The sequence below is a fragment of the Mesobacillus boroniphilus JCM 21738 genome (assembly GCF_000517385.1).
Taxonomy (GTDB): Bacteria; Bacillota; Bacilli; order Bacillales; family Cytobacillaceae; genus Mesobacillus; species Mesobacillus boroniphilus.
Genome location: NZ_BAUW01000123.1, coordinates 1 through 8,685 on the forward strand (window position 1 = coordinate 1; position 8,685 = coordinate 8,685).

General features: G+C 41.2%; 9 protein-coding genes and 2 pseudogenes. 6 read left to right on the forward strand and 5 right to left on the reverse strand.

The window, feature by feature from the left end; genetic code table 11:
* The 5 genes and pseudogenes from JCM21738_RS19880 to JCM21738_RS19895 all read right to left on the reverse strand — a co-directional run.
* Positions 1 to 189: pseudogene (locus JCM21738_RS19880) on the reverse strand (hypothetical protein); the annotation flags it as partial.
* Positions 190 to 191: 2 nt separating this feature from the next.
* Positions 192 to 896 carry a sensor histidine kinase gene (locus tag JCM21738_RS19885; protein WP_500778556.1) on the reverse strand — a complete coding sequence of 235 codons (705 nt, stop codon included), beginning with the start codon at positions 894 to 896 and terminating at the stop codon, positions 192 to 194.
* Positions 897 to 938: 42 nt separating this feature from the next.
* A pseudogene (locus JCM21738_RS27935) lies at positions 939 to 1,585 on the reverse strand (sensor histidine kinase); the annotation flags it as partial.
* Positions 1,582 to 2,253 (reverse strand): response regulator transcription factor, encoded by a 672-nt coding sequence (locus JCM21738_RS19890; RefSeq protein ID WP_023614533.1) that lies wholly within the window; start codon positions 2,251 to 2,253, stop codon positions 1,582 to 1,584. The pseudogene JCM21738_RS27935 and the gene JCM21738_RS19890, both read right to left, overlap by 4 nt.
* Positions 2,254 to 2,302: 49 nt before the next feature.
* Complete coding sequence (locus JCM21738_RS19895; protein WP_023614532.1) at positions 2,303 to 4,423, reverse strand: MMPL family transporter; 2,121 nt, start codon at positions 4,421 to 4,423, stop codon at positions 2,303 to 2,305.
* A 209-nt stretch (positions 4,424 to 4,632) separates the two neighbouring features.
* Here JCM21738_RS19895 and JCM21738_RS19900 point away from each other — a divergent pair, with 209 nt between their 5' ends.
* The 6 genes from JCM21738_RS19900 to JCM21738_RS19925 all read left to right on the forward strand — a co-directional run bounded on the left by JCM21738_RS19900 (position 4,633) and on the right by JCM21738_RS19925 (position 8,510).
* Positions 4,633 to 5,079 (forward strand): DUF4275 family protein, encoded by a 447-nt coding sequence (locus JCM21738_RS19900; RefSeq protein WP_023614531.1) that lies wholly within the window; start codon positions 4,633 to 4,635, stop codon positions 5,077 to 5,079.
* A 2-nt stretch (positions 5,080 to 5,081) separates the two neighbouring features.
* Positions 5,082 to 5,519, forward strand: coding sequence for a hypothetical protein (locus JCM21738_RS19905; RefSeq protein WP_023614530.1), 438 nt, complete (start codon positions 5,082 to 5,084; stop codon positions 5,517 to 5,519).
* Between the two features lie 44 nt (positions 5,520 to 5,563).
* Positions 5,564 to 6,175, forward strand: coding sequence for a hypothetical protein (locus JCM21738_RS19910; protein WP_023614529.1), 612 nt, complete (start codon positions 5,564 to 5,566; stop codon positions 6,173 to 6,175).
* A gap of 76 nt (positions 6,176 to 6,251) precedes the next feature.
* A complete protein-coding gene (locus JCM21738_RS19915; protein ID WP_243463109.1) occupies positions 6,252 to 6,674 on the forward strand; it encodes a hypothetical protein in 423 nt (140 codons plus the stop codon).
* A gap of 62 nt (positions 6,675 to 6,736) precedes the next feature.
* Complete coding sequence (locus JCM21738_RS19920; protein ID WP_035209995.1) at positions 6,737 to 7,219, forward strand: hypothetical protein; 483 nt, start codon at positions 6,737 to 6,739, stop codon at positions 7,217 to 7,219.
* Between the two features lie 364 nt (positions 7,220 to 7,583).
* The gene (locus JCM21738_RS19925; protein ID WP_023614526.1) at positions 7,584 to 8,510 is read left to right on the forward strand and encodes a DNA/RNA non-specific endonuclease; all 927 of its coding nucleotides are present in this window, start codon (positions 7,584 to 7,586) and stop codon (positions 8,508 to 8,510) included.
* The last annotated feature ends 175 nt before the right edge of the window (positions 8,511 to 8,685 follow it).

Consider the following 8,685-nt stretch of genomic DNA (forward strand, 5'->3'; position numbering starts at 1 on the left):
TTTAATTTTATAGTTTTTGTAAAAGATTCCCCAGGCGAATACGGATAGCCAGCCGACTAACAGGATGTGGGCGTGGATCGGGCGCATGGCATAGTCGCCTGCACCCGCCATATGTGAGCCCATGAATGTTCCAATCAATCCAAAGATCGCTGCGAATCGTATAAGCCGAATACTCCAAGTTTGTTCCATTTTTATTCCTCCGTCTGTTTGTCTTTAGGGAGCTTTATCGTAAAAGTGGTACCTATTTGAATCTCGCTCTCCACTTCTATTTTTCCATTGTGTAATTCAATAATATGTTTGACAATCGACAATCCCAAACCTGTTCCATCTTTCTTTCGAGCAGCGTCAACGCGGTAAAATCTTTCGAAGATCTTTGAAGCTTGCTCCTTGTTCATACCGATTCCAGTGTCCTTGAAGGAGACCGTGGCATTGTCGTCGTTTTCGCTAATCTGGATAAAAATACTGCCGCCGTTTTGATTGTATTTAATCGCATTCGTGAGCAGGTTGTCCCAGACGGTCATCAAAAGTTCCGGATCAGCGAGAATCGGGGCAGGGGGGAGATGATAGGAAATCTCAATCTCCTTTTCCTCCATCCGCCATTGATGCCTTCTGACCGTATCCTTGATTTGTTTGTCAATCCTTGTGACGCCAAGCTTCATTGGATACGATTTCTGGTCCAGTGAGGTAAGCAACAGCAGCTGCTTCGTCAAATTGGATAGCCGCTTTGATTCCTGGTCGATAATATCGACATATTCAAGGTGCTCCTCATCGAGTGCCTGAGTTTTTAAAAGCTCCGCATATCCCTGGATATTCATCAATGGTGACTGAAAGTCATGGGATACATTATTGATGAAGGATTTTCGCGCTTCATCATTGTGCTGCAATTGGACCTGCATCCGACTGAAGCTTTCGGCAAGCTGACCGATTTCATCTCTCCGATGGATGTTCAAAGGGTAGTTGAAGTTTTCTCTTGTGATTTCCTTGGTGGCTTCTGTCAGCTTGGTGATCGGCTGGATCAGGTGTTTCGCAAACCAGATGACGCCGCTGATGCTGACGATTGAAACCGCGACGAAAAACCAGGCAAAAATAACATGGACGTCGGAAAATAACAATTTGTTATTTGGTCTCAGGTACAAGCCATAGTCCTCGTCTCCAATCGTAAAGGGGACGCCAACGGTATTATCCAGCTGATTGGAAAAATGACTCATCATCATCCATGGAGATGGTGAATTGTCCATTCCATGGTAGATTTTCTTATCCTCCACAACCTTCAAAGCGTCATCAGGAAGGTTTTTTTCGAAAAAGGTTCGCCAAAGAAGAATTCCTCGCCCGAGTCACTCAGCACATAAAGTTGATAGCCCAGTTTGCTGATCGAGTCCAGATAGCCCGTGAAACTTATGTGGGATGTCGAGTGCATCTGCTCAAGACTTGATGCAACCTCTTCGGCAACCTTTACATTCTGTGAGTCAATCCGTTCTCTCGTCGAGGTCATGTAGACCCAGTTGGCTAAAATGAAGGCAATCACAATGCTGATTCCCAGAATGAGAAGGGTCGCGATGATGAATTTCCGGTACAAAGTTTTCATTTCATTTCCTCGAGTCTGTAACCAATTCCGCGGATCGTCTGGATTTCCACTGAAGCCTGGTGCTTTTTCAGGCGATCCCGGATGCGGTTGATATGGGTGTTCAGCGTTTGCTCACTGCCCTCATAGTCCGCTCCCCAGGTCTGTTCAATCAAAGATGCGCGGGGAGTGGTTTTATTGATCCGTGAGGCGAGGATGCTCAGCAATTCGAACTCCTTTAACGGAAAAAGGATCGTTTCCTGACTGATTTCCACCTCAAAACTGTTGCGGTCAATCTTCATATTTCCAATCTGGATAATCGAATCGATGGCCCGCTGCATCCTGCGGAGGACAACGGCCACCCTGAATAAAAGCTCCTTCACTTCAAACGGTTTTACAATATAATCCTCGCTGCCTGACAGGAATCCTTCTTCTTTATCGCTTAATTGGCCTTTTGCGGTAAGGAGGATGACGGGAATCTCCCAGTCATCGGTCAGAATCTTTGTCAGCTCAAAACCATTCATGCCGGGCATCATCACATCGACAATCGCCAAGTCTACATTCTTGTTTTCAAGCAATGTTAACGCCTCTTCGGCATCGTTTGCCTTGAAAACCTGATATCCTTCCTGGGTTAAATGGATGGTTACGAGTCTTTGAATATTTACATCATCATCAACAACCAAAATTCTCATACTTCAGCCTCCTAAAAGGGGAATGAGAGAGGAGGCCCCTCTCTATTCCTTATTGAATCTCCGGACTTTTTTGCTTGTCTTTTTCAAAGAAAAGAATCAATGCCGGCAGCAGCATGCCTCGGACAAGGAAGGTGTCGATCAGGATTCCAATCGCTACCATGAAACCGAAGATGAATAGATCGGCGATTGGCATTGTCGTCAGGGCTGCAAATGTTGCCGCAAGGATAATCCCTGCTGAGGAAATCACGCCGCCTGTATTGCGGATGGCGATTTCTAGTGCTTCCTTCACATTATGTTTCTTGCGTTCCTCGATAAAGCGGGACGCTAAGATTATATTATAATCGATTCCGAGTGCGACCAGGAAAATGAATGCATAAACCGGCACTCGGGTGCTGATGGCATCATACCCAAATAGCACGTCGATCAGGAATACGCCGAGACCTAATGCAGATACGTAGGATAGCAGGATCGTTCCCATCATATAGATTGGCATTTTCAAGCGGCGTGTCAAGACGACGAGCAATCCAAGAATCAGGGCTGTTTCAAGTAAAACGATTTTGATGATGTCGCCATTATTGTATTCGCGCTCATCGACAAGTTTTGGAGTGACGCCGCTATAAAATGCCTCAGCCTCCAAACCTAAATCGTCAAGAATTTCTGGTGTTTTATTCTGCAATTCCTCTATATAGTTCATCGCCTCAACTGAGTACGGATTCATCGCGAGGGCGATGCTGAACTTGGCAGCTTCATTGTTTTCGGTGATACCCAATAGACGGACAGAAGCAATTTCGTCATCATTCTTCAGCTTCTCGGTGATCTCGACAGCATCTGCTTCTGTTAATGAGTTATCAGCTGCTATCAATAGAGTAGCAGGTGCTAGCTCACCTTTATCATATCTTTGTTCCACTATTTCATAGCCAACGCGTGAAGGCAAATCCTCTGGAAAGCTTTTGACCATGTCGAATTCATATTCCAAATTGAAAACGTTCAGGGCAGAAACAATCAGGATAATCGCGACCAGACCGCCGGAAAGCCCTGGCTTGTTGACAACGAATCTGGCAATCGGTCCCCAGACTCCATGCTTGACCTCTGTTTCTACACCATACTTTGGCACCTTCGGCCAGAATGCCTTGCGTCCGAATAAGGTAAATAATGCTGGCACCAGTGTCACGGAAGCGAGCATAATGAAGAACATCGCTGTTCCGAAAATTGGAGCAAAGTTTTGATAATCGCGGAAATCAGCGAACAACAGTACCAGCATCGCAGCTAAAACCGTTCCGCCGGCAAAAAAGACAGGTTCACCAGTCGCACGCATCGCATGCTTCATCGCATCAAATTTATTTTCGTAATGGTTCAGTTCCTCACGGAAACGTGAGAAAACAAATAAAGAATAATCAATAACAGCTGCGAACAGCAGGATACTCATGATCGAGGTGGTCTGGTTATTGATTTCAAGTCCGCCTGCTCCCAAAAGGGCAACACTCTGGTTTACGACCTGATAGACAATGGCGGTCGCCAATAATGGAATGATCGCCAACAATGGCGAACGATAGATCACAATCAGCAGGACAAGGATGATGCCGACTGTTGCCAGTAACAGCACGAAATCAGCCCGCTCAAAAAGCTTGATTGTATCACCGGAAATCCCGGCTGGACCCGTGATATAAAATGCTGTGCTCTCGAGCTTGTCAGCAATTCCGGTGCCAATTTCCGTTGCCTTATCATTAATTTCAGCATACTCGTCATTGCCCAGCCCTTGTTCAAGCTCCATCGGAACAATCATCGTCGATTGATCCTCGGAGATAAACCCACTTAACGCTTGTGGCGGAAGCGAACGAGTGTCTACGATATTCCTTATTCCTTCAATATTCTCTGAAATGATCCCATCCAGGATTTGATTCACTTCGTTGAGATTAATGTCGCCGTTCTCATTATGGAAAACGAGAATGCCTGGAGTACCCTGTTCATTCGGGAAAAACTCCTCCGTTTTTTGCTGGGCGATCATGGATTTTGCCTCATCCGGCAGCGATTGGAAGTTGTTGATTTTGTAATCGCCCAGCTGCGGGCCTGCACTCAAGCCAAGCATCAGCACCAGCCAGGCAATGATGGTAATCCACATCCCGCGTTTCGTTGAAACCCAGTCTGTGATAGAATAAAGCATTTTCTTCATGAATATTTCCTCCTATGTTCTTTTCTAAAATCTATCTTCAGCACTCTCTCCCGATCCTTCAGGGTTACAGAATTCGGATTGTGCCTGAACAAGGAACATCATAAACTATGAAAATAAACACAACCTCAACTTTCAGTTACAATTCACAAGAGGATTCTAACAAGTAAAAAGAGAATGATAAGGAAGGCATTTAAAACAGGAGGCAATGCATGGATTTCTATGACAAACTAAAAAGCAAAAAAATACAAGTCAGCAAGACAGAAGACTTCGGTTATGACTTAAGACAAAAGTGGGAGGCTGCCTTTGCATCACATTTAAGTCCAAAGGAAAAAAGGCAGATATTTCTTCATGATAAAGGCGGAGCGAGCGGTTATTTGTGGCATTTGTTCAGTTATGAAAAAAGAAAATGTGAAAAGGAAGAACAAGCGGAACAGGCATTCGACAAACAATATAAAGATACTTGCCTGATTTTCTTCCAGCATTCAGATGAGGTGTGGATGGTAAAGGGTGCATCGGATTTGAAGGCTAAAGACTTGTTGATGACCGATGGTGAATATGCGGATCTATATATTGTCGACCGTGACTATAAATGGACATTCGTCGTCACTCATGAGCAAGGATGGATTGGTCCGTTTTTTTGCAGGAGGGGTAAGTAGGTATGTTCATAAGAAAACTAGTCTCCGCATTAGGAGCGACAATGATGATGGTGATTCTGTTCTTAATCCTTGATGAATCAGGTGTAGGGCTATTTTTAGGAATGTACATCCTGCCGATTATCTTAATCTATGGAATTCTGTCTTCAATCTTATCTGATATTCTCATGCGTAGGACAGGAGGGGTAAAAAGAATGGCAGCTGCGGGATTCATTCATATGTTCCTCGGGGCGCTATTCGTTGCCGTACCGACTTTTATATTTGATGCTGATAACGGAAACTGGATAAATAGTGTATGGAACAACAGCTTCTTCTTTTTTACCGCTGTAGTGTCGTCTTTCATCTTCTGGTGCTTTGATGAAGCAATCAAAAGTGAGTGGTTTGGTCTTTTTAGAGGGAGATGTCTTGGAATATTAAAAAGGATTGGAGATATGAGAGTATAGCCAGGTGAGATTCAACTTAATTAAAGGACAGGGAGGATTGTAATATGCCAGATATTGAAGAAGAATACCAGAGTGGGTTCGAAATGGAAGTAAATGCGCCTTACTCACTAAATTATTTAATTACTATTCAAAACATATACTTAAACAGCAAGAATAAAGATGCTGAAAGACCTTTGTTTCCATATGTCGATAGTTCAACTTGGGGGATTCTTGAGGGAGAATTTGAAGAAACTTTTGCTGAAGTCTGGAAAGCATCGGTCGAAAAGAATTCCCGAGATCATATGTATGACCACAATGGAATACTTCAATTTGATAAAGAATTATATCAAAAGTTGTTTAAAAAGAATGAATCGGGTTCATTCGGCTACTCAGAAAGTGTGAAGTCCTTTTTAGCCTGGTGGAACGGACTGCATGGAAAAATAGCCATTGAGGGCGTGTTTGATCATGACAAAATGGAGAAGGTCTACAAAGAGTTATCTGCATCAATAGAAACCAATAAACGATTAAGGATCCATTTAATCTATGACAACCCCGTATTAGCTGCCAGAAGCGAACGTTCCTGGTATGCAGTGGTAGCTATTGGAGATGTTTTTATACCTAAAAAACGTCCAGAGTTATTATCGAATTTATTAATGTGTTGTAAGGGTATAGTTTAAATTTGTGATTAATGAATGGAGGTAACCTTTTGTTTTTATATCATATAGTTATTGAAGATGATCGAGACTTAAGTATATGCCGCAAAGGGTTTTAAAAGAAGGATTAAATCGTACAACAGCAACAAGATGGTATTCAAGAGGTGCGAATTTTTTTCCAGAACTGACAGATCGTTTCAGGCCAGAAAATTTACCAAAATGGATTGATTTCAAAATTGCTTTCGGTGCAGATTTGGAACCCTATGAAAAACCTTACTATCGATTTCCAATGTTCAGTGAAAAGATTTTAGTTTTTAATTTCGATATATCAAGTGATTTATTCGCCCATCTGGAGGATCTTTATGATGGAGGAAAAGGGCACTTTGTTAAAGGATTACCATCAAAAGAGGAATTAATGAAAGAATACTGGAAAAGTATGATTCCTTTTTCCGAGTTCTTGAAGCACAAACCCTTTGATAACCCTGAAGTTACATTTTTGAACAAGTTCCAGCAAAGCTATTGACTTTATGGAGTAAAGAATTGAGGATGCATTTTTAGGGATTTGATTTGTACAGGGGGTATTCTATGCGAAATACCAGGATGAAATATTACGTCGGAATGTTTGCTGCAATTGTCATTACAGCCCTGATTTTATTGTGGTATTATAGGATTCCTTTGTCAGCGGATGATGTATTAAAAGGAATGGACAGTGTAGATAAAATTAATTTTGGTGATTATAGAGATGAAAGATATGATCATGTCTATAATATTGATATTGAGGATGATGAAACAATAAACAAAATAATGGGTGAGTTCTCCAAAAGTCAATATACTAGGGTACCATATAAAAGTATAATAAATGACGGCCGATATTTATCAATGGTTATCATACATAAAGGAACGAAGCAAATCTATAGAGTTGGAATCAATGACCAGGGTTATCTAAATATTGAAGATGACGCAACCTATAAATCACTAAAAATAATTCGACTATTTTTAATGAACTTAAAAAACTTTTGGTCGTTGGGAACGCCCCATTTTATGAAAACGATAAAGGAAATTAGTTAATTTTGCTGAAACTGCCGAATCAGCTGCAACTTCAAATTGAGGATCAGAGATCTTGCCAATGGTTCTGAATTAAGGAAGAGACCTTTCTAAGGTATTGAATTATGAATAATCCCTTCTCAAATAATGAGATGGGATTTTTTGCGTTTTCTTATCAATTCTTAAGCTGAATGTACATGTTAATCAGAGTGGTAAGTGCCAAAAAAGTTCGAGTTGCAATTCGAATCTGTACACTCCTTTATTTGAATTAAATACTACACACAACGAACAATGTATATACTGAATTAAGGTTAATTTTGGAATGTACTATTAACAATAGGTTAATAATGTTAATCTAGTTATGAAACTATTATAGGAGAGTCCTAAAATGAAAATGTATTATTTAATCCTACTTTTAACAACCATTTTTATGGTTGGTTGTACCAACGTAGAAGATTCATCTACTAAAGATGGAAAAAAAGATCCAAAAGAATTAACCACAGTTAATACTTCTGAAAATAGTGAAGAAGAAGAAACTACGGTTGTCGATGAACCAGTAGAAGAGGAAGAACCAGCCCAATCAAATGATGAACTGTTTTCAGGATACAAATTAATTGAAGTTGATGGTGGCGATTTGTCAGGATATCGTGAACCTAATGTCGTCGTTGACATTGGTTTTGGAGACCGTGAATATTGGGCATTTACGAATGAATACAGGCAACTAGTACGTGTCATTGCTGACGAAATCATTCTGCAAGATGACCTTAACGAACCAGTATTATCTTCGGGCAGATACTACTCTGATGAGGCAAAGGTTCCTGGTGTCGAAAGTGACGTTTTAGATGAAGGGCATATCATTGCTGATTCTCTTGGAGGGGTATCAAATGCTTATAATATTACCCCGCAAGATATTACGCTCAACCGACATGGTGATCAAGCTTATATGGAAAACGTGATTCGTAGCGCAGGCGGAGTCACTAATTTTGAAGCAATTATCACATATCCAAATACGGAAACGCAGATTCCTTCAAGTTATCAGTACACCTATACTTTAATGGGTAATGTGATCGTTGATACATTTGACAATGTGAACCCTGATGAAGTAAACGAATCACTCGGTTTAACAGGCAGTGAGCCTTCAGATTCAACTAGTCCAAACACAAACGGTGATATCTCTAGTGTTGATACAAACGGTAATGGACAGGTGACGATTAAAGAAGCAAAAGAAGCAGGTTTCAGTATGCCAATAACCAGTGATCATTGGTTATACCCCTATATGGACGATCGTGATAACGACGGTATGGTTGGTGAGTAAGACACTAGACCTTTGAGGCAAAATAAATGAACGAAGAACATTTTCCTTGTTGGACGATTTAAAACGAAGGATTGTTTGTACAGGAACAGCTGAATTTAATGGTCATATCATCTAAATTTGTATGTTGAAAATAAAAAATTTTTCACTAACCGGTGCGTATCTTATATTAGCAGCC

What these genes read in the sequence shown, in the direction of transcription:
- JCM21738_RS19885 (WP_500778556.1), bottom strand. Translation starts at nt 896, where the DNA reads ATGCAGGTCCAATTGCAGCACAATGATGAAGCGCGAAAATCCTTCATC.
- JCM21738_RS19890 (WP_023614533.1), bottom strand. Translation starts at nt 2,253, where the DNA reads ATGAGAATTTTGGTTGTTGATGATGATGTAAATATTCAAAGACTCGTA.
- JCM21738_RS19895 (WP_023614532.1), bottom strand. Translation starts at nt 4,423, where the DNA reads ATGAAGAAAATGCTTTATTCTATCACAGACTGGGTTTCAACGAAACGC.
- JCM21738_RS19900 (WP_023614531.1), top strand. Translation starts at nt 4,633, where the DNA reads ATGGATTTCTATGACAAACTAAAAAGCAAAAAAATACAAGTCAGCAAG.
- JCM21738_RS19905 (WP_023614530.1), top strand. Translation starts at nt 5,082, where the DNA reads ATGTTCATAAGAAAACTAGTCTCCGCATTAGGAGCGACAATGATGATG.
- JCM21738_RS19910 (WP_023614529.1), top strand. Translation starts at nt 5,564, where the DNA reads ATGCCAGATATTGAAGAAGAATACCAGAGTGGGTTCGAAATGGAAGTA.
- JCM21738_RS19915 (WP_243463109.1), top strand. Translation starts at nt 6,252, where the DNA reads ATGCCGCAAAGGGTTTTAAAAGAAGGATTAAATCGTACAACAGCAACA.
- JCM21738_RS19920 (WP_035209995.1), top strand. Translation starts at nt 6,737, where the DNA reads ATGCGAAATACCAGGATGAAATATTACGTCGGAATGTTTGCTGCAATT.
- JCM21738_RS19925 (WP_023614526.1), top strand. Translation starts at nt 7,584, where the DNA reads ATGAAAATGTATTATTTAATCCTACTTTTAACAACCATTTTTATGGTT.